This window comes from Acinetobacter sp. 70_2, assembly GCF_056736115.1.
Genome location: NZ_JBWZIP010000015.1, coordinates 1,152,955 through 1,178,921, shown reverse-complemented (window position 1 = coordinate 1,178,921; position 25,967 = coordinate 1,152,955). Strand labels below are relative to the sequence as shown.

Genomic DNA, 25,967 nt, shown 5'->3' with positions numbered 1-25,967 from the left:
AAATATTATGGCAATTCCTGATAAAGGCTCTTTTATAGATCCATCGGTAACAGAGCAACAGTTCAAACTCAATTTGGGAATTATTGTAGACTTTCTCAAGTATGTTGAAAGTCTAAGTCCTACCTACGCAACAACAGCTTTATTAAAAGCTTCACGGCCAGAACAAAGTTTAAGCTTTGCAAAGGCCTTAGATACTGGAAAGGTCTGGTTATGGAATAAGCCAGTAGGTTCGCCGAATGGAAATTATTGGTTTGAAACTGAATTAAGTGACTTAGATCAAGCAAATAAATTTTCAGTTTCAGCAAGCAATGTTGAAAGTAAACATCAATTCAGAAATTTTTCTTTCTTTAGCTCAAATACAATTCCTTGGCTTTATCCAATCGTTGGCGAGCAAGCAAATAAAGTTCTTCTTGGTTTTAATAATAAAACAAATCAAATTTTTGGTAACGGTATTCTTGATCCGAAGTTAATGCATTCCTTGCGGTTGTACTTGGGTGCAAATCAATATCCACTAGTACTCGATGCATTACATAAAATGATTCTTGGCTATGATGCAGCGAAGGACTCTCTAGTTGGATTGTTTCCAGAACCGGTAGGGACACCAAAAGATGAGCCTTTGCCGTTTGAGTTGCCAAAAAAAATGGTAAATATGATTTTGGCTTATGGCCAGTCTCTTACTACTGGTGTCGGTCAAAATATAGTTCTTTCAACATCTCAACCATTTTTTAATATCACTTATGCAAGCGGAGTCCGTGGTAATAATGGTGATTTTACGGGTTTAAAGCCATTAGTCGAAGATGCTGTTAAACCGACTCCGGATGGTGAAATTAGATCTGGTGAAACTATATGCTCTGGTGCTGCGAATTACGCGACTCTTGCAGCTTATAAAGAAAATGGGGTGAGGCCAGAGGACCACATAATTTTTGCGAGTACTGCTGGTCATGGTGGTTATACGATTCAACAACTTTCAAAAGGTTCGGAATGGTATAACAGCCAATTTATAAATCATGTAACGGGTGCTAAAAACCTAAATCCAGATTTAGCCTTACACGTAATAAATTGGGCTCAGGGGGAAGCTAGTGCTGATAGCACACAGCCAGTTCATTACTCAGCTTTAATTCAATTTCACTCAGATGCTGAAGCGGACATTAAAGCAATAACCGGACAAACAAGCCCAGTTTTGATGTTTACATATCAGCACAGCACATTTATTTATAAAAGGCCTGCTGTTGCTTTAGCTTTATTACAAGCGTGTCAAACATCAGACAAGTTTTACTTCATTGCTCCGACTTACGCATTCCCGCCCGCATTTGACAATATTCATCTTTCAGAAGTCGGATACAAATGGCTTGGTGCATATTATGGACGGGCATATAAACAAGCAGTCCATGACAAAATCAAGCCGCGCGCTATTATGCCAAGAAGTGCAACGATTAAAGGTAATGTGGTTAAAGTTAAGTTTAATGTGCCCCATACACCCCTTGTTCTAGATAAAGTCAACTTAGCTGAAACATTTCAGCATGGCTTTGCTGTGTTTGATGGTGCAACTGAAATTTTAACTTCTGATATCTATATTGAAAACGGCGATACAGTTGTTCTCGTTTTGAGCTCAGTTCCAAGCAGTTCATCAGTAACTGTTAATTACGCAATCGATTATTTATCTACTTCATTAGCTTTATTCAAAGGGGCTAGTGGCAATCTACGCGATTCATGTACTGACACTTGTGTTGTGGCAGGTACTACCAAACACATGCATTACATTTGCCCGCATTTTTCAATTCAAACACTTAGTGAGATTATTTGATGAGTAATATCTTTATTCAGTTGCCCGTTGTTTCACAAAATGCTCGAGTAGCTTTAAATCAAGCAGATGTTGCAAAACTATATACATCAACAGACTATGAATATCGCTACTTTCCATTTGAGAGTTCACTTTACTCGAATGATCTTTCTGACAAACTGGTACCTAAATCTAATTCAATATTTAATGTAACTTCTGACCATCTTTATTTTGAGAATAGTGCGGTTGGTAATGCAATAGCATCAGCATTTATACCACCTGACGATTCTCGATTTTTTGTTTCAGGTGTTTTTACAGTAAAAGAATTCCCTTCATTGTTGGGAATGCTTCTTGGAAACTTCAATAACCCATCAGGGGCAACTCTGGGTTTTACATTTTATGTTAATGGGCCGGGGAACCGAAATTTAACAGTCTTATTTGGTGGATCAGCAATAGGTGTTGTTTCTCTTACAACATTGAATAAGCCAATCTATGTTTCAGCTTTTGTTGATAAGTACAACAAGCATCTTGATTACTTCATTGTTGCAGAAGATCAAACTTTTAAAGGTCAACTTGAAGCACAGAGCTTTACTGATTCTGGCTTGCCAATTTCTATAGGGAACACAATGCAAGCACAAATCGGTGATGGTAAATATAATTGCTACGACTTTGTCTCAGACAATCTTAATCGCTATTCAGATTTAACGCGTTATTACAATGATACTAAAGAACGGATGTCTCGGAAGGGTATTACAATTTAAAAGGTGAATTGTGAAAAACCATCAAGCTGTTCAAGAAGCTCTTACTTGGCTCGGTACACCATATCACCATCAAGGTCGTGTAAAGGGTGTTGGTGTAGATTGCGGCACTTTAATCTGTGAAGTCTATGAAAAAGTAGGTCTCATGGATCATCTGGATCCTCGGCCATATCCTCCAGACTGGCACATGCATCAAATGGGGCAACGTTATTTGGAGCTCATATTAGGTGTTTGTGATCCAGTTGAAGGTCCACCACAACCTGGTGACATTGTTTTATATCACTTTGGAAAGTGTATCAGTCATGGTGCAATTGTTATCGAGTGGCCTCAGGTCATTCATAGTTATATCCATCAGGGAGTCATTATTCAGGATGGAACGAAAGGAAGTTTAGCCCGGCGAATAGCTGGGTTTTTTCGTATGAAGAGGCTTAAATAAATGGGTGGTTTATTTGGTGGTACTACGATTAGTACAACGGATACCCGTATTAACTCTATGCGGATTCAGCAGTCAGCTTATGGTCTTTGCCAGCCATTGGTATATGGAAAAACGCGTGTAGCAGCGAATATGTTCTGGTATGGAGATTTCACAGCGACTCCTCATACGACGGTTCAAAAGTCTGGAGGTAAAGGTGGTGGTACTAAAACCAGTAACACCACCTTTAGTTATAGCGCTTCTCTCATGCTGGGATTATGTGAAAACCAGATTAAGAAGATCGGCTTGATTTGGGTTGATAAAGAGCAGTACATACCAAAGCAAGAAGGATCCATTACTTTAGATCCAATTGATCAGCTTAAGTTTGAGTTGTTTGATGGCAATAATAATCCACCGTGGGGATGGCTAGTTTCAAAACATCCTGAACAGGCAATTAATTATCCATATTTGGGATATGTGGCATGTGCGAATTATGAGATGGGAAATAGCGCCAGTCTTTCAAATCATAATTTTGAAGTGATTAGCACTATTACACTATCAGACAGTATTGATGATGCCAATCCAGCAGATGTGATTGAAGACTTTATTACGCATCCTCGGCATGGAGCAGCTCCTAATTTAAATATGGCCGATTTAGAAGAGTTTCGCACTTATTGCCGTGCTGCCAATCTCTTAATTAGCCCAGCATTCACAGAACAAAGGCCAGCTTACGAAACAATTAATGAAATTGTTGAGGCTGTTAATTGTGCAGTGGTACCAAGTCCAGATGGCTTAAAAATTAGATCCTTTGGTGATTCTGCTATTACTGGTAATGGTGTTACGTTCACTCCCGATCTTACGCCTGTTTATCACTTAACTGATGATGACTTCATCGGCGATGATGAGCCAGTACGGGTGCGCCGTAGTCGTGACACTGATGCCTATAATCATGTTCAGATTGAATACATCAATCGATACAATCAGTACAACACAGAAACCACTGAAGCCAAGGACCAAGCAAATATTGAAATGTTTGGTTTGCGGACAGAAGATCCAGTAGAAAGTCATTATTTTTGTGAACCTAAAATTGCCCGTCATGCTGCACAGCTTCGCTTACAACGATTGCTATATGTGCGTAATGAGTATGAGTTTACTTTAGGCTGGAAGTACTGCCGGTTAGAACCGATGGATATTGTCACCATTACTGATCAAGCTTTAGGTCTATATCAATTTCCGGTACGTATCACTCGTATAGAAGAAGATGCTGTTGGTGAATTAACTATTACTGCAGAAGAGTTGGCCGTAGGCTCAAGATCTGCCATTGAATATGATTCACAAGCATCTAATGGTTATCAAGGTGGTAATGAAGAGCCGGGTAATGTGAATGCACCTATTATTTTTGAGCCACCCTTAGTTTTGACTGAAGGAAATAATCAGGTATGGGTGGCTGTATCTGGGGGTATCAATTGGGGTGGCTGTAATGTTTGGGCCAGTCTTGATAATACGACCTATGAAATGATTGGCACTATTTATGGATCCGCACGTTATGGGCAACTCGTAATGGCCATAAATGCTAATGACACAGCTTTACAGGTTGAACTAAATACGGCTAGTCAGATTTTTAGCGGTACTTTAGCAGATGCTCAAGCGGACCAGACACTTTGCAAAATTGGAGATGAGTATTTTAATTATCAAGTGGCCACATTAAATGGGGCTGGTCTGTATACCTTGAGTGACGTTTTACGTGGACGTTTTGAGGATGCTCAGTCTCATAACGCAGGTGAACCATTTGTTCGTTTGGATAAAGCTATATTCAAATATCCATACAATGAAGGTTTCGTAGAAAAACAGATCTTCTTAAAGTTCACAAGTTTTAATGGGTTGGAGCGAAAGGAGCAAACCTTAGATGAAGTCACAGCATATAGTTACACCTTAACTGGTGGACGTCCAGCTGGTGTTAAAGGCCTTTCTCTTCAATCGCCGTTTGTTGGTACTACCTTTAAAGTCCAATGGCAAAGTTCAACTGGTGCAGACGGTTACCGTGTGCAAGTATGGGCAAATGGTGTCAAGATCCGTGAAGTTAATACGACCAATACTGATTACAGCTATTCGATAGAAGAAGCCAAACAGGATGGAATAGGCCGAGCCTATACAATCCGTGTGGCTAGTAAAAATGGAGAGCAAATTAGTACTTTTGCAGAGTTGAGTATCAGCAATCCTGTGCCACCAGTACTTCTAAATGTTTATACAGCTGCCACGGTAGATTCTATTACAGTGAATTGGATGCCTAGCGAAGTTCCTGATCTCAAAGACTATGCTGTTTGGTTAAGCAATACTTCTAATTTTGATCCTACACAAATGCCGCCTACGTGGACCGGCACAGATTTAACAACTACTTTTGGAGACTTACAACCAACAACCCCATATTACATTCGTGTCGCAGTACGTGATGTATGGGAAAATACAGTCTGGAATTATACGAATCAGATTACCCAAAGTACTTCTGAAGCTTAATTTAAATTATTTTCATAGCACCCAAAAGGGTGCTTTTTTATTGCCATGATCTGGAGTAAAAGGCATGGAACCAGTTTCGACTAGCGGTTTAACAGCATTATTAAAATTTTATGGGGCAGCAATTATGGTGACTTTAGCGGTTGCTTTAGTTGCTGCGGTTGTATTGATGACACGTATGCCACGCTCACCACAAGAATGGGCAGTTGGACTCATTTGTACGGTTGTATCAAGTTTGGCGGGTGGTTCATTTATTATTGTGAAGTGGGGCCTTCATGAGTGGATTACAGACATTTGGGGAATGATCGCACTTGGTGGATTCTTCTTTGTTTGTGGTTTACCCGGGTGGGCTTTAGTCCGCTGGATCTTTAATTTCATTAACAAACAGGAAGGTAAGACGATTATTGAAGTAATTAAAGAAGTTAAGAAAGCTAAAAACGATATTACGAACAGTTAATGCCGCCTTTGGGCGGTTTTTTATGTCTAAGGAAAAGTGAAGTGAACATTGAACAATATCTTGATGAGTTAATCAAACGTGAAGGTGGTTATGTTAATAACCCGGCAGATCGTGGTGGTGCAACAAAGTACGGAATTACTGATACTGTTGCTCGAGCAAATGGCTACAAAGGCAACATGAAAGATTTGCCGCTTGATGTAGCTAAATCTATTTATCGGAAACAGTACTGGACAGCTCCGCGATTTGATCAGGTGAACTCGATTAGCTCAGCTGTTGCTGAAGAGCTTTTAGATACAGGCGTGAATTGTGGTACCAACTTTGCTAAGCCTCTTTTACAGCGTGCACTAAACTTGCTTAACAACCAAGGCAAAGCAGGGTGGCCAGATCTTACGGTAGATGGAATTTATGGGCCAGCTACTCTAAATGCTCTTAAAACTTATCTGTCAAAAAGAGGTAAGGAAGGCGAGACAATTCTGGTACGAGTGTTAAATATCATGCAAGGCCAACGTTACATCGAAATCTGTGAGCGCAATCCAAGCCAAGAACAATTCTTTTACGGTTGGATTTCAAACCGCGTTTCACTATGAAAATTCTGATTTTGCTGTGCATTCTACTTTCAGGATGCACAGCGCATACAATAAACACGTCTGTAAATGTTTGTATATGTATGAAAGCCCTCTAAGGAGGGCTATTGGATATATAATTTTATTCATCAAATCCTTCATCAAGATCATCTTTAAAAATTTTATTTCGAATACATGATTCAATTAGAGCTTTGCCTTCGGGTGTATAATACTCATAACATTCCTTATCTCTTCCCCCTACTGAATTTAATTTAGGTCGAAGAAAATCACCATGATACTCTACAGCTAACTCAATCATTTTAGATGCAATACCAGCTTTTCTAAAGCCAGAATCAACATGCATGTAATATAAGCGTGTTATATGTTCTATATAGCCACGACAACCAAGATCTTTTTCAACATAATCAAATGATATTTCACCAATTTTTTTATCTTTATAAAAAGCATTAATATCATTATCAACTAATGAGATGATGATTTCTCTTTCTTTTTTATCTATAAAATTTATTTCCATATCTTTGACTCACTCACAAAAAATTAATTTTTTAAATTTACTATTATTAAATAATATAAATGGAAAAATATTTCATTCTTTTAAATAAAACTCATTAAAAGAATAGCTATAAGGACTTGATTAGATAGGTTTTCTATATTTTTGATATAGTTTGTTTTGCTAACAAATCTAAAAAAACACCTTCAATGTCATCCCATCTTTTTTTCAAATCTGCTTCCATTTTTAGAAACAACATATGGTCATTTATATCCTTATATCGCGTTATATCCATTAGAGTGATGTAATCTAGAAGTAAATCATTCATTTTATCTACTGAAGGATTATTAAAACTTTTAATCAGTTTTTTTAAGTAAACAATTTGATAAAGCAGTTCTGACATTAAATCACCCACTTGCTGAACATCTTTTTCAATAAGATCAGCTATTTTAAGGGTGTTGTAACTATTGGGAGGAATGAAATAATTATTTTTAGCCTTGCTAAAATTATCATTTATAGAAATTAATTTTACATTCAACTTTGTTTGAGTATTAAATATAGAAGTACAAATATCTTTATATGTTGTTTGATTATGGATTTCTCTCCAATCATTAAATAAATATGCAGCCACAAATGCCGCAAAAATAGAGGCACATGCGCCTAGAATAGAACCAAAAGCAGAGATAGAATCTGCCGAAGCACCAATAAAATTTTTAAAAGTACAATATATTAGCAATGCCAATGCATATACAACCAAACCCCATAATAAAACTGATAATAGGGTTTCTTTCTTACTGTTCATTAATCACCAACTGTTCCTAAAATAGGAATCATCTGTAGACCCATCATCCGAGCCTTACTAATAATTTCAAAATGATAATATTATCATTCTAGCAGTTTCAACTTTTTAAGCCTTGCTCGGATGGCTCCAGAACTTCTTTCTAGTATCTTAGAGATTTCTTGAACACTTTTTCCTTCTTCCATAAAAGAATCAATCAATCTCACTTCTTCATCTTCCGTCCAAGCTTGGTATGCATTTGTACCGGTAGGAGTCTCGGCTTCTTTATTTTTTTTGATAATAATTTCAGTTTCAGGTTTAAGACTATTAATAATTTCGTTGATTTCACTGAAATAGCCTGTATTTTTATGAGAAATCATATACAGATTTTCTTTAGCTCTAGTCATAGCCACATAAGTTAATTTGCGTTCAGTATCCTCATCTCTAATAAGTTTTGCTGTAATTCTTGGCATATTTTCTAAGCCAATCAAAAACACATGATCAAATTCCAAGCCTTTTGAAGATTCAAAATTTAGAATTTTAATATTTAGTTCTTTTAAATTTAGTGCCTTTTTATCATGGCTTGTAATAATAAACTTATAGGAAATATTGGAGGCATGCTCTTCAAAAGCCTTTTTAAGCAGAGTATCTAATTTTTCTTGAGATTCATGTCTAGCGATCAAAATCGCTATAGAGTTTTGGGGATGGCCCTTGTTAACAAGATATTTTATCTTTTTAACAACTAGATCAATTGTCTCTTGGTAGTTCTGGCTTTGATAGGTGATAGGGAATATACCTACTTTGCACTCACCAGTATCTGGATCTAGTACCCGATCAAAATCATCTTCAGCAACTAAACTGTCTAATTTTTTACTGTTCAAGAAACTTCTTGCAGTGACCAGAATTTCTTTAGTATTGCGGTAACAACGCATCAACTCTGTTGGTTTTTTCCCTTGAACTTCAAGACCAAAAGATCTCCAACTAGGTCTTTTTCTATTAAAAATATTCTGTGCTGGGTCGTAGCAGAATAAAATACTATTAGTTTCTGGGTTTAAAATTTTTACTAAAGATTGTATCCATTCCTGTGCAAAATCTTGTCCTTCATCAATAAGGATAGCATCGTATTTCTCCAAGAAATTTGTGCTTTCGACATATGAGTTTAATATTTCTGCAACTCTTAAATTATATTGGTCTTGAGATTCGTTATCTAACTTTTTTAGATTAGCATTCGTGATCTTCTTAACTAAACCATGAAAAGTTGATATTTCCAAGTTCTCAACATCATTTTCACTCATCATATTTTGGATATGATTGCATAATGTATTGTTAAAACAGACAACTAGAACTTTCCAGTCTGGATAAACAGAGTTTAGATATTTAGCTCGGCAGGCTATAACAAGAGATTTTCCGCTTCCAGCTACACCTTTTAAAATACGATGACCTGCACCAATATTCTTGGCAATCATTTCTTGTTGAATATCTAAAGTCATTAACTCCTGAGGTTGAGCATCAAAAAGTTCATCATTCTCAAAAGTATTAATACGAATCTCAGGAAAAAGTAAATATCGTAGTGTCTTTACTTGAGTGTAAGTAAGCGGTTCAAAATAGAAAAATTCTTTAAAATGAAGATGAATTTTTCGAATCAATTCTTTTCGGCTATCTTTATTTTCAAGATCATATTCAAGTTCATCTTTGAATAAAATCTTATTTTGCTCATTTATGCCTTCTTCCAATAAGCCTAATGCAGCTGCATCACTACGATAAATATTAGTATAAAAAACACTATGGGTAATAGGAAAAAGCGGGTTACCCTCATAGAAGCCACTCTTTGCTATTAAAGATTCATTCATCTTACATTTATTACGAAGATTCATAGCAACTGTACGAACCTGAGCTCTAGGGTTCGGAACGGCATGAGCTTTATCTTTACGATAAAACGTTCCTGTAAAGTGCGTTGGGTTAACTTCTTTAAAATTACTTTTCGACCAATCTTTTACTTCTATTGCCAATAAACCATGTGTAGGGAGCCAAAGTATAAAATCAGAATAACGACCCAAAGCCTCTGTTTCGTACCAAACGATAGCATCTTGATCGGCAAACAAGTCTTGTAGAAATTTATAAACTTTTCTTTCGCCTAGCGTGGTGTTGTCTACATTATTTAGTGTAGTAGGCACCATATCAACCATAGCTGTTTTCCTTTGAATTCATTAAATCAGAAATTATTTTTTGAAGTAAGTTCGTTTTAATTTTTAGTAATGAATCTAGTATTCAACGAAAATACCTTGAACTTCTAAGCTGCATAAAACTTAAAACAGTAGACAGATTAAGTTCTCTGATTAGCAAGTCCTACTTAAGCGGCAAAATAATACAGTAACTTATGGTTAAAAAGATACCCCACAAATGCCCCAAGTTGAGGTATAGTTCACCTTTTAGATAGTAGCTTCTTAGATTGCAAGTGATATTATGGTTTCTATTAAATTAAAAGATAAAATAAATGAAAATTGTGAATTCATTTCAATGCGGAAAATATTTGAAGAAATAAGAGAAAAGACAGATCTCAAAAAGGATTTTGAGATAGCTGAATTATTAATACCAATAGCTAAGAAATGTCATGCTTATAACCAATATCAATTGGATGATGGTAAGCCTATGCGCTTATTTGAGAAAAACCCTAGTGATAGAAATAATGATTTTGACTATACGTTATTAGAAATCGCGAGAGGAGATTTATATTTAGATGATAGTAATATTTTTAATAATTATGTATTAGAAAAGTGGGACTTTTATTATGAGTTTAATAAATTGACCTCTTATAATTTAGAAGATATAGATCAAACGACTCAAGAAGATCCTAAACTATCTGACTCTATTTCTTTTGATGAGTTTATAAAAGAAGCTGAAAATGATTTAGAAAAGATTTCTATTCTTTATCCAACTATCAATTATTCAGAGCCGCACCTACGGCCATTATTTTTAACTGATTTATTCACAATAATTGAAGCAGCTTGCCTTATAACTGGAGATAATCCTATAAAAATGAAATCTTTAATTGATAGCGGGGATTTAAATTATAGTAGTCATTACTCAGAGCATTCACAAGCAGTCAAAACTATTGAAAGAGCGATCTTAGTTAAAAAATTAGAACTAATAGATGATCTAATTACTCGTGAATCTTTACAAAAATATTTTTTGAGTCGAGGTCTTACGATTCAAAATTTTAATACAGATATTGCTATGGAGTTATCAAGTGAAAAATATAGTATAAAAAATTCAACATTAGTACAGCCTCCACTTGAGACTCACCAACCAAAATTTAATCAATTATTAAAAGAAAATGCACAGCTAAAAACAGATTTAATCCAAGCACAACAGCTTATTAAAAAATTGGAAGAAGAAAGTAATCAATTAACACATCCTGCACTTGACTCAAACCATCCTAATTATGCTCCAGAATTAAAATTAGCCTTTGAGTTGTGGGAAGAAATTTATATGAATGGTAAGTATGTTGAATCACACAGTAAATCAATTGAACAACTTTTGTTCGAAAAAGGATATGAAACCCGTTCAACTAAAACTTACTATTTGAGTAATCTTGCAAAAAGAATAATTTCTATTACTAATAAAAATTTAAAGAAGACAAATGGTTAGCTATGTGGCACATGTAGGTGTCACAAATTAATTTAAAAGTGTCACTTGTATGACACCTCATGTTATTTGTTTTAATAGCCTCATTCCAACAATGAGGCTTTTTTATGAATCACTACTATTTATTTTTAAGCCTTTTAAAGAGTTGGATATCTGTAGAAATATCTACTTCTTTTTTCAATTAAGGTAATCAGAAGATGAAACAGAAAGAATTTGTATATGTAAAAGTTCGTCTGAATGATGAACTACACAAGGAATTAAAAGCGAAAGCAGAGCTTGATGAACGTTCAATGAATTACTTAATCAATAAAGCAGTCAAATTATTGATAAGCCAAGAAGGAGCCAAAGCATGAATGCAATAGTTGCATTACAGACCCAATCAATGACTAGTTTAGAAATTAGCGAACTTGTTCAATCACGTCATGACAGCGTAAAACGAACTATTGAAACGCTGGTTGATAAAAGTGTTATTGCATATCCACAGACTGTGATTGTGCAAAAAGTAATTAATAACCGTATTTATAATACTGATGTCTTTGTCTTTACAGGCGAACAGGGTAAACGAGACAGCATTATTGTAGTTGCTCAACTTTGTCCTGAATTTACAGCTCGTTTGGTAGATCGCTGGCAAGAGCTTGAAGCTCAGGTAGGAAAACCTTTAGATCCAATGCAATTGTTGTCAGATCCAAATCTTTTACGTAATGCTTTACTGACCTATTCAGAAAAAGTGATTGAACTGGAGCATAAAGTTGAAGTTATGCAACCTACAGTAGAAGCATTTGACCGGATTGCTGCAGCAGAAGGAAGTATGTGCCTAACTGATGCCGCTAAAGCCCTACAACAAGAACCGCATAAATTTAATAAGTGGCTTCACATGAATGACTGGATTTACAAACGTAATGGCAGCAAACATTGGGTTGCTTATCAAGAGAAAATTAAAGCGGGATATTTAGAACATAAAGTAAAGGATATCCAGCTGCCTGATGGGACGATCAAAATCACAGAGCAGGTGAGAGTAACACCAAAGGGCTTAACCAAGCTTTCAAAACTTCTAGGAAACAATAATGCATAATTTAGGCAATAAAAAAGCCCTTCACATAATTCTTGGCGGAATCAAAGGGCTTTGGATTGCTAACACAAGGAGTATTAACAGTGAGCAGTATGGTACAAGTGATGGAGAAAAATCAAGTCTACGATGCCAGTGATGTTGCTGAAGGTTATGCTTTAGCATATGAACAGGTAGCTGATTTGGCTGCAATGGTAGATGCGATTAAAAATAAACATGAAAAGACGACAGAATATCTGAAACAGGTTTATTCCGTTCCAGAAACTGTTTTTAAAGAGTTCAATCGTCTTTTCCATATCACAGATGGGTTAATTGATGAGTCTTTGGAGTTTAGTAAAGCCCAAGAGAATAAATACCAGAAAGAGTATAGTAACGATAACTAGATAGCGGGAGTTGAACCCGCGTCTTTAAAAGCCCTCTAAGGAGGGCTTTTTCATGTAATGAGCATATAAAAACTAGAAAATTAATACTTTTATGCTTTTGTAATTCCTCTCAAATATCAGTACAAAAATAACTCTAATAGATGTAATGTCGATATAGTTATTTACATGAAAATTACAACATCTCAAAAAGAAATCTTTATAGAAAGCTTCGAAATAGATGTTGTCACTTATGTTAGTAAAATGATTATTAGATTTAACTGTTTTGCAGGAATTTTGCATTTATTTTGCAGGACATCGAAATAAATCTAATAAACTTAAAATTAATCAAATAGATATGGAATTTCTAAAATATTTATTCTTTATGGAGAAGGAATATATGTGGGAATTATTTGTAATTTTACTTTCGCTTGGGCTGTTAATGTATACAGCTTACAAGGGCTTTTCTGTCATTCTCATGGCACCCATTTGTGCCTTACTTGCAGTTTTACTCATTAATCCAGCCAATGTTTTACCGTTTTATTCGGGTGTCTTTATGCCCAAAATGGTGAACTTTATTAAAGATTACTTCCTTGTGTTTTTGCTCGGGGCAATTTTCGGTAAAGTTGTTGAAATGTCAGGAATTGCTGAGTCTATTGCTAGAACCATTGTAAGATGGATTGGAGCAAAAAAAGCAATTTTAACCGTTGTACTATTAGGTGCAATTTTAACCTACAGTGGTGTAAGTTTATTTGTTGCTGTATTTGCCATTTATCCTTTTGCAAACCAGCTATTTAGACAAGCTAATATTCCAAAACGTTTAATTCCGGGAACTATCGCGCTTGGTGCATTTACATTCACCATGGATGCATTGCCGGGTACTCCACAAATCCAAAACGTAATTCCAACCACTTTCTTTGGTACCAATATTTATGCCGCACCTTTCTTAGGAATTATTGGTGCTATTTTTGTTTTATGCATGGGTTTAAGCTACTTAGAATGGCGTCGCCGTGCTGCTGCAAAAGCTGGGGAAGGATTCTCTGGTTTTGGTATAGACAATATGCAGCCTCAAGAAATTGAAGCTGATATGGCTCTACAAAATAATGGAAGTAAGGCTCGTCAGTTTCTAGCATTTGTACCGCTCATTCTTGTTGCAGTAATGAACAAATATTTGTCTAAAGCAATCAAAGAGTGGTATCCAAATGGCTTTGATTTTGCCTCAGTTGGTCTTGCTGATTACACCGTAGATGTTGCAAAAACTGGTGCGATCTGGGCGGTTGGTCTTGCGCTAATTGTCGGGATTATTACTGCAATTTTGTTTGATTACCAACGTGTAGTGACGAACTTTAAAGAAGGCATTAATGCCAGTATTGGCGGCTCACTTTTAGCAGTGATGAATACGGCTTCTGAGTATGGCTTTGGTGCAATTATTGCGTCATTACCGGGCTTTGCCATGATTAGTCATGCAATGAGCAGTACCTTCACAAATCCTTTAGTCAATGGGGCGGTGACGACAACCGTTTTAGCAGGTATTACTGGTTCGGCTTCTGGTGGTATGAGTATCGCTTTAAGTGCGATGGCTGAACATTATAACGCCGCGATTTTAGCTGCGGGTATTCCACCAGAAGTCATGCACCGTGTGGTTGCAATGGCATCGGGTGGTATGGATACGCTTCCGCATAATGGTGCTGTAATTACTTTACTCGCTGTTACAGGTTTAACCCATAAACAATCGTATAAAGATATTTTTGCAGTTACGGTAATTAAAACATTAGCAGTATTTGTAGTGATTACGGTCTTTACCGTAACGGGTATTGTTTAAATCAGTACGTTATAAGTATTAAGGAGTAAATAGATGACTAAACTTTTAGACGGTAAAGTTGCTTTTATTACAGGTTCTGCAAGTGGTATCGGCCTAGAGATTGCTAAGAAATTTGCTCAAGAAGGTGCCAAAGTTGTTATTTCTGATATGAATGCCGAAAAGTGCCAAGAAACGGCGAATTCACTTAAAGAGCAAGGCTTTGAAGCATTATCTGCACCATGTGATGTGACCGATGAAGACGCTTATAAACAAGCAATTGAGCTTACTCAAAAGACCTTTGGCACGGTTGATATCTTAATTAATAATGCTGGCTTTCAACATGTTGCACCTATTGAAGAGTTTCCAACGACTGTTTTTCAAAAGCTAGTTCAGGTCATGTTAACAGGAGCATTTATTGGTATTAAACATGTTTTACCAATCATGAAAGCTCAAAAATATGGACGTATTATTAATATGGCTTCAATTAATGGCTTGATTGGTTTTGCTGGAAAGGCAGGTTATAACAGTGCTAAACACGGCGTGATTGGTCTAACAAAAGTTGCAGCATTGGAATGCGCGCGTGATGGTATTACAGTAAATGCTTTATGCCCCGGTTATGTAGATACGCCATTGGTTCGTGGGCAAATTACAGATTTGGCTAAAACTCGTAATGTAAGTTTAGACAGCGCACTTGAAGACGTAATTTTGGCAATGGTTCCTCAAAAACGTTTGTTATCTGTTGAAGAAATCGCTGACTATGCAATTTTCCTTGCGAGTAATAAAGCTGGTGGAGTAACAGGCCAAGCTGTCGTGATGGATGGTGGCTACACAGCACAATAATTTAAGTGTTTAAAAGCCGCTTATTTAAAATAGGCGGTTTTTTTATTCATTAAAATTTACGATAGTCTGCTGTTCAAAATAATGATTTATATCTACTCTATTTGTTTATAAAAAATCTAATAAAATAAGTTTGTTAAAGTATGAAATTATACTTTAAAGGTATTTAACTTATTTCCATTTTTAAAATTTAATAGAGTGTGAGAAAGTAATCTTTACTCTCTTTCTTGATTCGGTATTTTTCAGGAAAACTCGTCAATTAAAGGATATTAATTGGCATACAAGTTGCTTTTTAAGCAATAAGTTATTTAGCTAGGTGAAAAGGATATGATATCACTCAGCCAACAGACGGAACTCAATCATTATTCACGCAAAGCTGAATTTGCGCAAAATCTGATGTCCACGATTTGTGGTGAACACCGTCTAGACACAATTTACAAAGACACTCTCGATTTTCACTATGACGGAATGCGTTTGCCTAATAAAAAAATGGCAATCGGTACAATCAGTTATGGTGCAAACGTTGCTATTAACATTTCAAATTTAAAAGCGTATAGCATTAGTTTGCCGATACAAGGTCGACAAGCTCTCAACATTCGTGGCGCTCATTATCAATCTGATGAAAACAGAGGCCTTATTGTTTCAAATAACGATCAGCAGGATCTGATTATCGATAAAGACTGTAGAAAATTTCAGGTGGTTATTCCTGAACGGAGTATGCAGATTGTGCTTGCGGATTTACTTAATAAACCCATAGAAGCTCCCATTATTTTTAATCCTGAAATGCACTTAGACTCTGAGCAACTTATTGGTGCATGGTGGAAGAACATTCAAAATTTTGTACAGTTAAAATCGCAATATAGCAATTTTTATGGTTTGCAAATGTTGTCTGAAGACTATGAAAATTTTGTAATTAAAGCGTTATTATTGTCTCAAGAAAATAATTACTCTGAAGCCTTAAAGTCACTCTCACATCAGGATGAGCCAGCTTATATTCGTAAGGTTCGTAATTTTATTATTGAACATGCGCACGAAGAAATCTGTGCAGAAGATTTGCAACGTCTGGCTGGGGTTTCAAAATCAAAATTATATGACGAATTTCAACAGTACTACGGCACCAGTCCAATGTCGTATTTAAAAAAATATCGTCTCCAACAAATTTATAAAATCCTGAGCACAACAGGAGCAGATAGAAAGGTTTCTATTTCAAAGCTTGCGTATGACTGGGGCTTTAACCATTTAAGTCGTTTTTCTCAAGAATATCGCGAAGAGTTCGGCGAAAATCCAAGTGAGACCAAAGGCAAAATTTTCTAATATTTAATTTTTCCAAATAAAAAACTGATTTAGGTAACTAAATCAGTTTTTTATTTATTGATTAATATTTATAGACTTTCTTCTAGCTTTAAGACTTGTTTGTTTTTAGATTTCTCATAAATCACTTTCAAACTAAGTGCAATAAATGAGATGAAGGTTGGTAGCGCAAGAATAAAGAAAATACCGCTTAAGCTTAGGTTGAAAGTGAAAATAAGAGAGCCAAAGAAAGCACCTAAAATTGCACCAATACGACCAATACCATGCATCCATGAAACGCCAACAGCACGGCACACTACTGGATAGAACATAGCTGCAAGTGGCAGTAATGAAGACTGAGCACCTGCGAGTAAGGCCCCAATTAAAAAGATAGTAAGACCTAGCAAGAAAATATTTGAGCTCACCAGACCTGCAACAATAAATAGAGCAAAAGCAATCAGGTATGAATATTTAATGACTGTGGTTGGATTCAGTTTATCCATGTACCATCCCATAATGGTTGCACCAATCACACCACCAAAAGGGAAAATCGCTGCAATTAAACTAAACTGTTGAGTACTAAAACCTGCTGTTTTTAAAATTGTTGGCATCCAGCTTGTTAAAAGATAGAACACCAACAGACTGGTAAAGCAGCAGAGCCAAAGCATGCTTGAACCCCACAGATATTTTCCTAAAACCACTTTAACTGGATTTTCATCTGAAGCATTTTCTGCTTGAGTTAAAACAAGATTTACCGTCTCTTGAAAAGAATGACCTTGAATGTTTTCTAAAATACGCTGAGCTTTGTCTTGTTGATGACGTGTAATTAAGTATTGCGTTGATTCAGGTAATTTAAGCAATAAAGCAACTACTAAAATGAGCGGAATGCTTCCGCCGATAATAATTACTTTGGCCCAGCCATAGCTTTCTAATAGATAAGCTGACAACACACCGCCACAAGAAATACCCAGCATAAAACCACAGCCAGCAAGACCAGTAAGGAATGCTTTACGCTTTACAGGCATATATTCAGACACAATGGTACTGATGTTTGGCATGGCTGCACCTAAACCAACACCTGTAATAAATCTATAAATCATTAAGTCTTGAGTTGAATTAGCAAAGCCACACAAAATCGTAAATATTGAGAACAAAAGGCTTGTAAAAACAATAACACCTTTACGGCCAAATTTATCGGCTAAGGGGCCCGAAATGATTGCACCAATTGACATACCGACTAAAGCGGCACTTAAAACGGGAGCAAGTTGAGGCTTGGTAATTCCCCAGTCATCCAGTAATGCCGGAGCAACAAAACCAATAATTCCTGTATCTAGACCATCACAGAAAAAGACAAAAAAGCCTAGGATAAAAACCATCCACTGTAGTGGAGATAGTTTCTCACGGTTGATAATCGTGTTTGCATCTATCGTTTTCATACGTATTCCTTATTCATTAAAATTTTTTGCTGTAATTGACGAAGAAACGGTTTTCAGAGAAATCATTTCCATGCTTAACGTCATAATTGATGAAGATGTACTGAAGAGCTAAGCCTTTGAGGAAGGGCTGTTGAAGGGCATAATTGACAATAACGTTTGCTTCACTTTCTTTATTTTTTAAGCCATCTGCTGTCTTAAAGTGATCGCCATATACATATTTGAAAGTGGTATTTAAGCCAGGCACATAATCTTTAAAGTCATAGCCATAGATAAAGTGATAGGACTTTTCATGTTGTTTGAAGAAACCAGTCGTGTTCCAGTTAATGAAATAAGTTTCAGGCAAGAAACCATCTGGTAACGGGTAAGCAGACTCACCAATAATTTGCTGATAACCCACACCAAAACTATGATTTTTTACTTTAAGCGTTTCTAGTAGCCCTACATTTTGTGCATCGATGTCAAAAAGATTTCCATTATCTTTGGCATTGAAATATTTGAATTTTGAATTGATCGAAAAATTAGAATTTTTCCATATATGGTCAATGCCGATATAGTGTTTGTTATATAAATCCTCCATATTTCCAAAGTAATATTCACCCTTCAATGTAGGCGTAAATTGATAGCGAAGATCTATGTAGTTAAGGCCATCAGAGTAGCCAGTCACACCTTTTGAAGTAAAAGAAAATCTGTGAAAGTCTTCTTCATTTCGCGGAGATACTTTTTCAATGCGGCCAATTTCTGCAAAAAGCTTATCGTTTAGCTGGCTCTTAAGGTTAGTTCCCCAATAAGATGTCAGGAGTTGTCGACTTGCATCTACAGTGGTTACGGGTAAATCCAGCCATAATTCACCAATGCTGAGTAGCGTCTTGTTATAGCCTAACTTTAAGGTTGCGCCATATTTTAGATAATCGGGTGCTTGGGACTGCGTGGCTTTATCAAAAGGTAATACCGTATCTGCAACATGTTTATCTTGGCTTAAACGAACCGCATATTGTGCTGAAGCATTTGCGCCAATTTGAATTGGGGTTCCACCAATTTCTAACGGCGTATCATGCATATTTGAGTTGTAAAATAGAGAAACTGATTGTGACCAGCTACCTGTGTCTTTTACATCTGGATTGTCATAGTTTCTGTCTATATATGCATTTTTTGATGTAAATTTCCATTCTTCATCCGCTGAATAAGCCTGAGTAGAAAATGCACTACAACATAAAATATTGATGAGCATTAACGTTTTTTGTTGTCCATAAATTGGCCATGGTCGATGCATAAATAAACGCCTTAATTTAGAAAATGACTGGGCTTTTTTATGTAATCAAATTAATTACATGACTTGATTGAACTATTTTTAGCCAATCGTCACTATCCAATAAGTCCTAATCTTCATCCATTTTTTCCAAATTAGATAAAAAGTATTAATTTAATTTTTTAATTTAAAGTTATGAAATTTATTAGTTTTCTTGTTTTTTGTGTTTTATCCATTTTTATTGATTTTGATAATTGCGCAGAGATTGGATAGTGCTTGCAGCTTTTGGACAGCCTAGAAAAATATTCGGATAGAAGATAAAGCCATAACAATGTCAGGAGTTGACACTATGGCTGGTCAAACCGTTCAAATTAAAACAGCATCTGGAAAGCAGTTCAGTGCATATCTAGCAACACCAGAAACAGGAAAAGGACCTGGAGTTGTGCTTTGTCAGGAAATCTTTGGGGTGAATGCAGCCATGCGAGAAAAAGCAGAATTTCTTGCAGAAGAAGGCTATACCGTTTTAGTTCCTGATTTATTTTGGCGTGTAGCACCTAATATAGAACTGGGTTACACACCAGAAGATTTTCAAAAAGCTTTCGAGCTTTATCAGCAATATGATGAAAATCTTGGGGTTGAAGACATTCAGGACAGCTTAGCTTTTTTAAAGACTCGACCAGAATGTGACTCCTCTACAGGCCTCGGCGTAGTGGGCTATTGTTTAGGTGGAAAGCTTGCGTATCTGGCTGGTTGTCGACTTTCGGAAGTGGCATGTGCCGTAGGTTATTACGGTGTAGGCATTGAAAAAGCGTTAGATGAGTTAGCTAACGTAAAAGGACGTTTGGTTTTACATATTGCAGAACTGGACCAATTTACACCGCCAGATGCAAGGCAAGCGATTGTGAATGCAGCCAACCAATATTCAAACGTACAAGCTTATGTTTACGAAGGTGTTGATCATGCTTTTGCACGCCCAAAAAGCAATCATTATCACAAACCTTCAGCACGCTTTGCCCACGAGCGTACAGTAACAGCTCTACATGACACGATTGGACCGAAATATGACCTAGTCGCGCTATGGGAAGAGCATATTCGTCATGAGTTTGATACGCGTGATGTGCCAGCAACCATGGCAACGATGGTCGCAGAACCTTATGTCAACCATATTCCAACTTTAACTGGTGGTGTAGGCCAAAGCCAGCTTGCTCGTTTTTATCAATATCATTTTGTTCACCAAAACCCGAAAGATATGAAGATTACTTCGATCTCTCGTACGGTTGGCTCAACGCAAGTGGTAGACGAGTTCATTATGAGCTTTACCCACGACGCTGAAATTGACTGGTTATTACCGGGTGTAAAACCGACTGGTAAATATGTCGAAATTCCAATGTTGGGTGTAATTCAGTTCAGAGGTTCAAAGTTGTGCCATGAGCATATTTACTGGGACCAAGCATCGGTGCTCGTTCAAATTGGTTTATTAGACCCGACAGGTTTACCCGTTGCAGGCGTAGAGACCGCACGAAAACTTCTTGATGAAGATCTTCCTTCAAATACGTTGATGCCATCTTGGTCAAGTAGCGAAGGCAAGCCAGTCAATTAAGGAGTATCTGTAATGAATATAGATTTAAAAGGAAAAGTCGCTGTGGTAAGCGGCGGTGCAACACTGATTGGTAAAGCTGTTGTGCAAGCCTTAGTGAGTGCAGGTGCTCATGTCGCTATCTTAGATATTGATGCCAAAGGCAAGGCAATTGCGGAAAGCTTTAATCATGATGTGATGTTTATTCAAACCGATTTAACCAGTGATGCTGCTATTCAACAAGCTGTGGCGGATATTCATCAACATTTAGGTGAAGTGAGTTACTTGGTCAATCTGGCATGTACATATTTAGATGACGGTTTTAAATCCTCACGTCAGGACTGGTTACAAGCACTTGATATTAATTTGGTCTCTACAGTTGAGCTGAGCCGTGCTTTATACCATGACCTAAAAAAGCAGCAAGGTTCAATCGTTAATTTTACTTCAATCTCGGCCAAAGTGGCACAAACGGGACGCTGGTTATATCCAGTTTCTAAAGCCGCGATACGTCAACTCACACAAAGCATGGCAATGGATTTTGCTGCCGATGGTATTCGTGTCAACTCAGTTTCACCGGGTTGGACATGGTCTCGTGTCATTGCAGAAGTCAGCGGTAATAACCGCGAAAAGGCCGATAGCGTAGCAGCCGATTATCACTTACTAGGCCGATTGGGTCATCCCGAAGAAGTCGCCAATGTTGTTTTGTTTTTATTGTCATCCGCTGCGAGTTTTGTCACCGGAGCAGATTATGCGGTCGATGGCGGATATTCCGTAATGGGCCCTGAAGGATCACAGCCCGCTATTCCACGTTTAGCCGAATAGCACAGCGTTTTAAAGCACATTTAGAAAATTATGGAGAAGATTTTATGCGCCGTATTGCAATTGTTGGAGCAGGGCAGTCTGGTTTACAGCTTGGTTTAGGTTTATTAGATACAGGCTATGACGTGACCATGATCACCAACCGAACTGCCGATGAAATCCGTCAAGGTAAAGTCATGTCAAGCCAGTGTATGTTTCATACCGCTTTACAAACTGAACGTGACTTGGGACTAAATTTTTGGGAAGAACAATGTCCAGCGGTAGAAGGTATCGGGCTGGCTTTAGTTAATCCTGAAAATGGTGGTAAAGCATTTGAATGGAGTGCTCGTCTTGAACGCTACGCTCAATCGGTCGATCAACGCGTCAAAATGCCATATTGGATGGAAGAATTTGAACGCCGTGGTGGTCGATTAGTAATTCAGGATGTGGGAATAGACGAGTTAGAACAACTCGCAAACGACTACGAACTTGTATTACTCGCGGCTGGTAAAGGTGAAGTCGTTAAACAGTTTGAGCGTGATGATGCACGTAGCGTTTTTGATAAGCCACAGCGTGCTTTGGCATTGACCTATGTCAAAAACATGAAGCCAATTTCGCCATACTCTCGTGTGACTTTTAATATTATTCCAGAAGTGGGCGAATACTTTTCATTTCCAGCACTTACAGTAAATGGTCCTTGCGACATTATGGTGTTTGAAGGTATCCCAAATGGGCCAATGGACTGTTGGCAAGATGTCAAAACACCAGAACAGCATCTGCAATGCAGTTTGGACTTACTCAAGAAATTTGTGCCTTGGGAATATGAACGCTGCGCGAATGTTGAGTTAACCGATGCTGGTGGATATTTAGCAGGACGTTTTCCGCCGACAGTACGTAAACCCGTTTTAACCTTACCGTCTGGCAAGAAAATTTTTGGTATGGCAGATGCCTTGGTGGTGAATGACCCTATTACTGGTCAAGGCTCAAACAACGCTGCTAAGTGTAGCAAAATCTATTTCGATGCAATTTTAGCTAATGATAATCAAAACTTTAGCGAACAATGGATGTTTCAAACTTTTGAACGTTATTGGGCTTATGCAGAAAAAGTGGTGGCTTGGACCAATAGTCTGTTAGTACCACCGCAACCCCATGTTGTTGAGCTATTAGCAGCCGCAAGCCAAAACCAAAGCATTGCTTCCATTATGGCCAATAACTTTGATGACCCTCGTGCCTTTGCTCCTTGGTGGTTTGATGCAAATCAGGCTCAAGCATTCTTGGCCTCAAAAACCGCAGCAAAAGTGGCTTAAGGGCAAAACAGCAAAGGGAGATATGAAAAATGGACACAATTGAAACTTTAGCTTTACAAGCAATTAATGCTGAAAACCCGAGAGAAATCCGTAATTTGCTTGGACAGTTTGCAACTGGCGTTACCGTGATTACAACTCGTGGTAAAGATGGTCGGAAAATAGGCATGACAGCCAATTCATTTTCATCGCTGTCTTTAGATCCGCCATTAATTTTGTGGAGCCTTTCAAAAACAGCGCCAAGTTTGTCTGATTTTGTTGAAGCTGAATATTTTGCCATCCACATGTTGGCACAAGAGCATCATCAACTTTCTGGACATTTTGCTCGAGGTGCTGAAGATAAATTTGCAGGTATTGCCCATCAACAATGCAATGCAGGCGTTCCAATTTTGACTGATGCACTCGCAACCTTGGTTTGCCGTAATGTAAATCAGTATGAGGGCGGAGATCACCTGATTTTTATTGGTCAGATTGAACAATACCAACAGCGCCAAGGTGAACCATTGGTATTCCACGCAGGAAAGTATCGGATTGCCGCTGAGCATCCAGAATTAGCAGGTTAATTCACCACAATCACGATCAATCCGGTCGTGATTTTTTATAGGAAATAAGAAGATGAAAAGCACTTTAATTAAACATGGATTTTTAGCAGGGACATTGTTGGGTTTGCCATTGGTTACACATGCCTATGATTTACCGACCGTAAATTTAGGCATGACCAGCTTTCTCGATGGCGGATTACCCGCTGGGCCTGGCTGGTATGCTCAAACCTATTTTCAAAATTACGATAGCAATAAACTAGTCGATGCCAATGGACAAAAACTCGGTTTACCTAAAACAGATTTAAATTATCAAGTATTGGTTGAGCAGATTAGTTATTTATCGAATGTCCGAGTAAAAGATAAAGCCAGCCTAGGTATGAATTTTTTAATTCCTTTTGTCAGTAAAATGGACATGGATGATGGCTTGAATAATGCTGCCATTAAGGCCCAAAGTGGCTTTGGGGACATTATGATTGGACCGTTTATTCAGTTTGATCCAGTCATGGGCGCACAAGGACCGAGGTTTGTACATCGTTTTGAGTTTCAGGTGAATTTACCTACTGGCGAATACGATCAACAAAAAGATATTAATCCAGGTAATAACGCTGTTTCATTTGATCCTTATTGGGCTGCCACATATTGGTTTAATCCCAAATGGACCGCTTCAACACGCATCCATTATCTCTATAACTTTAAAAATCATGACCCAAGCTCTGCTTTTGCTGGAGCAAATGATATGCAAGCTGGGCAAGCAATTCATGCAAACTTTGCAACAGACTATGCCATTACCGAACAGTTCCGCTTAGGACTAAATGGCTATTGGCTAAAACAAGTGACAGATACTGAAGTGGATGGTGAAAAAGTCAAAGGCCGACGTGAACAAGTGTGGGCTATTGGCCCCGGTGCGATGTATAGTTTTTCTAAAAATGACCATTTAGTTGCAAATGCTTATTTTGAGCAAGATGCTGAAAACCGCCCAGAGGGAACACGACTGCAAGTTCGTTATGTCCATCATTTCTAAGTCATAAAAAAGCCTTTTATATTCATCGATATAAAAGGCTTTTCTCTATTTGTTTTAAGAAAAAATTGAAGTAATTAAGCCTGAGCCTTCATTTTGACCAGATCGGCGGGTAGAAGAAGGTAATTCGCCATAACGGCGTTTATACTCTTGAGAAAAACGGCCTAAATGAGTAAATCCCCATTTAAATGCAACGTCTGTGACCGATAGATTTTCATTATGCATGAGTTCTAAATGAGCTTGTTCAAAGCGTAATTCCTTTAGATAAGACATTGGGGTTGTCCCCAAGTAATTTTTAAAACCAGTAAATAGTGTTCTCACGCTCACGCCTGCATGTTCAGCTAAAATCTCGACATTAAGCGGCTCATGTAAATGTTCTTTTATGTAGGCTTCTGTGCGCTTCACGAAATAAGGAGATACTGTTTTTTCTTTATGCTGATCTATTTTATGTAATGCGTTATTGGGTTGCCCATAAATGAGGGCATTAAACAAATTTGACTCAAATTGTTTAAAGGCTAAAGGATGATGAAGCGGGTGTTGCTCGCATGCCAAAGCATCCATCAAGGTTCTAACCAACTGTAAAAAATAGGCTCCACTTTGTGTAGAAAAGTCTAATTTTGGGTCGAAAACGAGTAAGTTGTTCTCTGAATCGGCAATGTGTTGACGGCAATGGTAAGTAAAATCATCTTTTGAAACTTTTAAAATGAGCTGCGGTGAGTTCGCGTGCCAGCGCATACGTAACGATTGCTGAGGAGAAATAAGAGATGCAACTTGAGAATAAGAAATAAACCTTTGTGAACCAAACTCGATTTCTGCATAGCCTTGAGTTGGAATTTGAATTAAGTAAAAGTTATCCAGATGATCTGGTTCAATAATGACATCTGCGCCATATTCCAAGCGACTAATAGACAATGCGCCTGTTTTAACATGGTGCATGGTTGCACTGAAATCTCGCTTCTGCTGAGAGATTTTAAGATCATGTGGTTTAAAAATTTGCCCGACATTTCGGCAAGTTTCGCTTAAATCGTGGTGATCAAACACCAGATTATGATTGGTAAAGATAGACTCATTTTGAAAATGACGCCCACTGAGTTCTGGGGAGTTGGCTTGGTTCATATTTATCCCTTTTGGCTCACTCCTGTATTTACTGTGCAAAATATGTAAAACCTTAGCTTTGCAACACGTAAATACGGCACTTAAAAAAATTAAGTTACTCGCAAATTACAATGAGATATAAGCAAAATACAGACCAATTTATCCGCTAATTAATATGATTTTC

At 37.4% G+C, this 25,967-nt stretch carries 24 protein-coding genes; 18 read left to right on the top strand and 6 right to left on the bottom strand.

Annotation, left to right across the window (positions count from 1 at the left end; all coding sequences use genetic code 11):
- Positions 1 to 7 precede the first annotated feature (7 nt).
- The 6 genes from AC1PJ9_RS14520 to AC1PJ9_RS14495 all read left to right on the top strand — a co-directional run bounded on the left by AC1PJ9_RS14520 (position 8) and on the right by AC1PJ9_RS14495 (position 6,505).
- Positions 8 to 1,804: a hypothetical protein gene (locus tag AC1PJ9_RS14520; RefSeq protein ID WP_311087659.1), complete on the top strand. Its 1,797-nt coding sequence runs from the start codon at positions 8 to 10 to the stop codon at positions 1,802 to 1,804.
- On the top strand, positions 1,804 to 2,541 hold the full coding sequence (locus tag AC1PJ9_RS14515; RefSeq protein WP_311087658.1) for a hypothetical protein: 738 nt from the start codon (positions 1,804 to 1,806) through the stop codon (positions 2,539 to 2,541). Before AC1PJ9_RS14520 ends, AC1PJ9_RS14515 begins: the two co-directional genes overlap by 1 nt.
- Before the next feature lie 10 nt (positions 2,542 to 2,551).
- Positions 2,552 to 2,974, top strand: a complete 423-nt coding sequence (locus AC1PJ9_RS14510) for a C40 family peptidase (protein ID WP_311087657.1) — start codon at positions 2,552 to 2,554, stop codon at positions 2,972 to 2,974.
- A complete protein-coding gene (locus tag AC1PJ9_RS14505) occupies positions 2,975 to 5,464 on the top strand; it encodes a phage tail protein (RefSeq protein WP_311087656.1) in 2,490 nt (829 codons plus the stop codon).
- Between the two features lie 64 nt (positions 5,465 to 5,528).
- A complete protein-coding gene (locus tag AC1PJ9_RS14500) occupies positions 5,529 to 5,918 on the top strand; it encodes a hypothetical protein (protein ID WP_199956863.1) in 390 nt (129 codons plus the stop codon).
- A gap of 41 nt (positions 5,919 to 5,959) precedes the next feature.
- Positions 5,960 to 6,505 (top strand): glycoside hydrolase family 108 protein, encoded by a 546-nt coding sequence (locus AC1PJ9_RS14495; RefSeq protein WP_311087655.1) that lies wholly within the window; start codon positions 5,960 to 5,962, stop codon positions 6,503 to 6,505.
- Positions 6,506 to 6,623: 118 nt separating this feature from the next.
- On the opposite strand, the gene AC1PJ9_RS14490 is transcribed toward AC1PJ9_RS14495, so the two are convergent.
- The 3 genes from AC1PJ9_RS14490 to AC1PJ9_RS14480 form a co-directional block, all read right to left on the bottom strand.
- A complete protein-coding gene (locus AC1PJ9_RS14490; RefSeq protein ID WP_311087654.1) occupies positions 6,624 to 7,016 on the bottom strand; it encodes a hypothetical protein in 393 nt (130 codons plus the stop codon).
- A 133-nt stretch (positions 7,017 to 7,149) separates the two neighbouring features.
- Positions 7,150 to 7,794, bottom strand: coding sequence for a hypothetical protein (locus AC1PJ9_RS14485; RefSeq protein WP_311087653.1), 645 nt, complete (start codon positions 7,792 to 7,794; stop codon positions 7,150 to 7,152).
- An 83-nt stretch (positions 7,795 to 7,877) separates the two neighbouring features.
- Entirely contained in the window at positions 7,878 to 9,956 is a 2,079-nt protein-coding gene (locus AC1PJ9_RS14480; RefSeq protein WP_311087652.1) for a 3'-5' exonuclease, read from the bottom strand.
- A 277-nt stretch (positions 9,957 to 10,233) separates the two neighbouring features.
- Here AC1PJ9_RS14480 and AC1PJ9_RS14475 point away from each other — a divergent pair, with 277 nt between their 5' ends.
- From AC1PJ9_RS14475 to AC1PJ9_RS14445, 7 genes are all read left to right on the top strand, one after another.
- Positions 10,234 to 11,418 carry a hypothetical protein gene (locus AC1PJ9_RS14475; protein ID WP_311087651.1) on the top strand — a complete coding sequence of 395 codons (1,185 nt, stop codon included), beginning with the start codon at positions 10,234 to 10,236 and terminating at the stop codon, positions 11,416 to 11,418.
- A 194-nt stretch (positions 11,419 to 11,612) separates the two neighbouring features.
- On the top strand, positions 11,613 to 11,768 hold the full coding sequence (locus tag AC1PJ9_RS14470; RefSeq protein WP_311087650.1) for a toxin-antitoxin system HicB family antitoxin: 156 nt from the start codon (positions 11,613 to 11,615) through the stop codon (positions 11,766 to 11,768).
- Positions 11,765 to 12,487 carry a phage antirepressor KilAC domain-containing protein gene (locus AC1PJ9_RS14465; protein WP_311087649.1) on the top strand — a complete coding sequence of 241 codons (723 nt, stop codon included), beginning with the start codon at positions 11,765 to 11,767 and terminating at the stop codon, positions 12,485 to 12,487. Before AC1PJ9_RS14470 ends, AC1PJ9_RS14465 begins: the two co-directional genes overlap by 4 nt.
- An 80-nt stretch (positions 12,488 to 12,567) precedes the next feature.
- Positions 12,568 to 12,864: a hypothetical protein gene (locus tag AC1PJ9_RS14460; protein WP_311087648.1), complete on the top strand. Its 297-nt coding sequence runs from the start codon at positions 12,568 to 12,570 to the stop codon at positions 12,862 to 12,864.
- A gap of 376 nt (positions 12,865 to 13,240) precedes the next feature.
- Entirely contained in the window at positions 13,241 to 14,662 is a 1,422-nt protein-coding gene (locus AC1PJ9_RS14455) for a GntP family permease (protein ID WP_174742019.1), read from the top strand.
- Positions 14,663 to 14,695: 33 nt separating this feature from the next.
- Positions 14,696 to 15,481 (top strand): 3-hydroxybutyrate dehydrogenase, encoded by a 786-nt coding sequence (locus AC1PJ9_RS14450; RefSeq protein WP_311087647.1) that lies wholly within the window; start codon positions 14,696 to 14,698, stop codon positions 15,479 to 15,481.
- Positions 15,482 to 15,805: 324 nt separating this feature from the next.
- A complete protein-coding gene (locus tag AC1PJ9_RS14445) occupies positions 15,806 to 16,792 on the top strand; it encodes an AraC family transcriptional regulator (RefSeq protein ID WP_107973821.1) in 987 nt (328 codons plus the stop codon).
- 68 nt (positions 16,793 to 16,860) lie between these two features.
- Here AC1PJ9_RS14445 and AC1PJ9_RS14440 read toward each other — a convergent pair whose 3' ends face one another.
- Both AC1PJ9_RS14440 and AC1PJ9_RS14435 read right to left on the bottom strand, forming a co-directional pair.
- Positions 16,861 to 18,204, bottom strand: a complete 1,344-nt coding sequence (locus tag AC1PJ9_RS14440; RefSeq protein WP_311087646.1) for an MFS transporter — start codon at positions 18,202 to 18,204, stop codon at positions 16,861 to 16,863.
- A gap of 16 nt (positions 18,205 to 18,220) precedes the next feature.
- Complete coding sequence (locus tag AC1PJ9_RS14435) at positions 18,221 to 19,432, bottom strand: OprD family outer membrane porin (protein ID WP_409070594.1); 1,212 nt, start codon at positions 19,430 to 19,432, stop codon at positions 18,221 to 18,223.
- Positions 19,433 to 19,799: 367 nt separating this feature from the next.
- Here AC1PJ9_RS14435 and AC1PJ9_RS14430 point away from each other — a divergent pair, with 367 nt between their 5' ends.
- From AC1PJ9_RS14430 to AC1PJ9_RS14410, 5 genes are read left to right on the top strand one after another with little or no spacing between them, the layout of a single operon-like run.
- Complete coding sequence (locus AC1PJ9_RS14430) at positions 19,800 to 21,050, top strand: dienelactone hydrolase family protein (RefSeq protein WP_311087644.1); 1,251 nt, start codon at positions 19,800 to 19,802, stop codon at positions 21,048 to 21,050.
- Positions 21,051 to 21,062: 12 nt separating this feature from the next.
- A complete protein-coding gene (locus AC1PJ9_RS14425; protein WP_077165395.1) occupies positions 21,063 to 21,848 on the top strand; it encodes an SDR family oxidoreductase in 786 nt (261 codons plus the stop codon).
- Between the two features lie 44 nt (positions 21,849 to 21,892).
- The gene (locus AC1PJ9_RS14420; RefSeq protein ID WP_311087643.1) at positions 21,893 to 23,131 is read left to right on the top strand and encodes a styrene monooxygenase/indole monooxygenase family protein; all 1,239 of its coding nucleotides are present in this window, start codon (positions 21,893 to 21,895) and stop codon (positions 23,129 to 23,131) included.
- Positions 23,132 to 23,160: 29 nt separating this feature from the next.
- Positions 23,161 to 23,691, top strand: a complete 531-nt coding sequence (locus tag AC1PJ9_RS14415; RefSeq protein ID WP_017386934.1) for a flavin reductase family protein — start codon at positions 23,161 to 23,163, stop codon at positions 23,689 to 23,691.
- Positions 23,692 to 23,743: 52 nt separating this feature from the next.
- Positions 23,744 to 24,691 carry a SphA family protein gene (locus tag AC1PJ9_RS14410; RefSeq protein ID WP_262445479.1) on the top strand — a complete coding sequence of 316 codons (948 nt, stop codon included), beginning with the start codon at positions 23,744 to 23,746 and terminating at the stop codon, positions 24,689 to 24,691.
- Positions 24,692 to 24,745: 54 nt separating this feature from the next.
- Here AC1PJ9_RS14410 and AC1PJ9_RS14405 read toward each other — a convergent pair whose 3' ends face one another.
- Entirely contained in the window at positions 24,746 to 25,804 is a 1,059-nt protein-coding gene (locus tag AC1PJ9_RS14405) for an AraC family transcriptional regulator (protein WP_069140441.1), read from the bottom strand.
- Positions 25,805 to 25,967: the final 163 nt, after the last annotated feature.

Bases quoted from the DNA above. Each gene is read 5' to 3' on its own strand.
- AC1PJ9_RS14445 (WP_107973821.1), top strand. From the start codon at position 15,806: ATGATATCACTCAGCCAACAGACGGAACTCAATCATTATTCACGCAAA.
- AC1PJ9_RS14505 (WP_311087656.1), top strand. From the start codon at position 2,975: ATGGGTGGTTTATTTGGTGGTACTACGATTAGTACAACGGATACCCGT.
- AC1PJ9_RS14415 (WP_017386934.1), top strand. From the start codon at position 23,161: ATGGACACAATTGAAACTTTAGCTTTACAAGCAATTAATGCTGAAAAC.
- AC1PJ9_RS14420 (WP_311087643.1), top strand. From the start codon at position 21,893: ATGCGCCGTATTGCAATTGTTGGAGCAGGGCAGTCTGGTTTACAGCTT.
- AC1PJ9_RS14520 (WP_311087659.1), top strand. From the start codon at position 8: ATGGCAATTCCTGATAAAGGCTCTTTTATAGATCCATCGGTAACAGAG.
- AC1PJ9_RS14405 (WP_069140441.1), bottom strand. From the start codon at position 25,804: ATGAACCAAGCCAACTCCCCAGAACTCAGTGGGCGTCATTTTCAAAAT.
- AC1PJ9_RS14430 (WP_311087644.1), top strand. From the start codon at position 19,800: ATGGCTGGTCAAACCGTTCAAATTAAAACAGCATCTGGAAAGCAGTTC.
- AC1PJ9_RS14490 (WP_311087654.1), bottom strand. From the start codon at position 7,016: ATGGAAATAAATTTTATAGATAAAAAAGAAAGAGAAATCATCATCTCA.
- AC1PJ9_RS14475 (WP_311087651.1), top strand. From the start codon at position 10,234: ATGGTTTCTATTAAATTAAAAGATAAAATAAATGAAAATTGTGAATTC.
- AC1PJ9_RS14435 (WP_409070594.1), bottom strand. From the start codon at position 19,432: ATGCTCATCAATATTTTATGTTGTAGTGCATTTTCTACTCAGGCTTAT.
- AC1PJ9_RS14515 (WP_311087658.1), top strand. From the start codon at position 1,804: ATGAGTAATATCTTTATTCAGTTGCCCGTTGTTTCACAAAATGCTCGA.
- AC1PJ9_RS14485 (WP_311087653.1), bottom strand. From the start codon at position 7,794: ATGAACAGTAAGAAAGAAACCCTATTATCAGTTTTATTATGGGGTTTG.
- AC1PJ9_RS14500 (WP_199956863.1), top strand. From the start codon at position 5,529: ATGGAACCAGTTTCGACTAGCGGTTTAACAGCATTATTAAAATTTTAT.
- AC1PJ9_RS14465 (WP_311087649.1), top strand. From the start codon at position 11,765: ATGAATGCAATAGTTGCATTACAGACCCAATCAATGACTAGTTTAGAA.
- AC1PJ9_RS14470 (WP_311087650.1), top strand. From the start codon at position 11,613: ATGAAACAGAAAGAATTTGTATATGTAAAAGTTCGTCTGAATGATGAA.
- AC1PJ9_RS14410 (WP_262445479.1), top strand. From the start codon at position 23,744: ATGAAAAGCACTTTAATTAAACATGGATTTTTAGCAGGGACATTGTTG.
- AC1PJ9_RS14455 (WP_174742019.1), top strand. From the start codon at position 13,241: ATGTGGGAATTATTTGTAATTTTACTTTCGCTTGGGCTGTTAATGTAT.
- AC1PJ9_RS14425 (WP_077165395.1), top strand. From the start codon at position 21,063: ATGAATATAGATTTAAAAGGAAAAGTCGCTGTGGTAAGCGGCGGTGCA.
- AC1PJ9_RS14450 (WP_311087647.1), top strand. From the start codon at position 14,696: ATGACTAAACTTTTAGACGGTAAAGTTGCTTTTATTACAGGTTCTGCA.
- AC1PJ9_RS14440 (WP_311087646.1), bottom strand. From the start codon at position 18,204: ATGAAAACGATAGATGCAAACACGATTATCAACCGTGAGAAACTATCT.
- AC1PJ9_RS14480 (WP_311087652.1), bottom strand. From the start codon at position 9,956: ATGGTTGATATGGTGCCTACTACACTAAATAATGTAGACAACACCACG.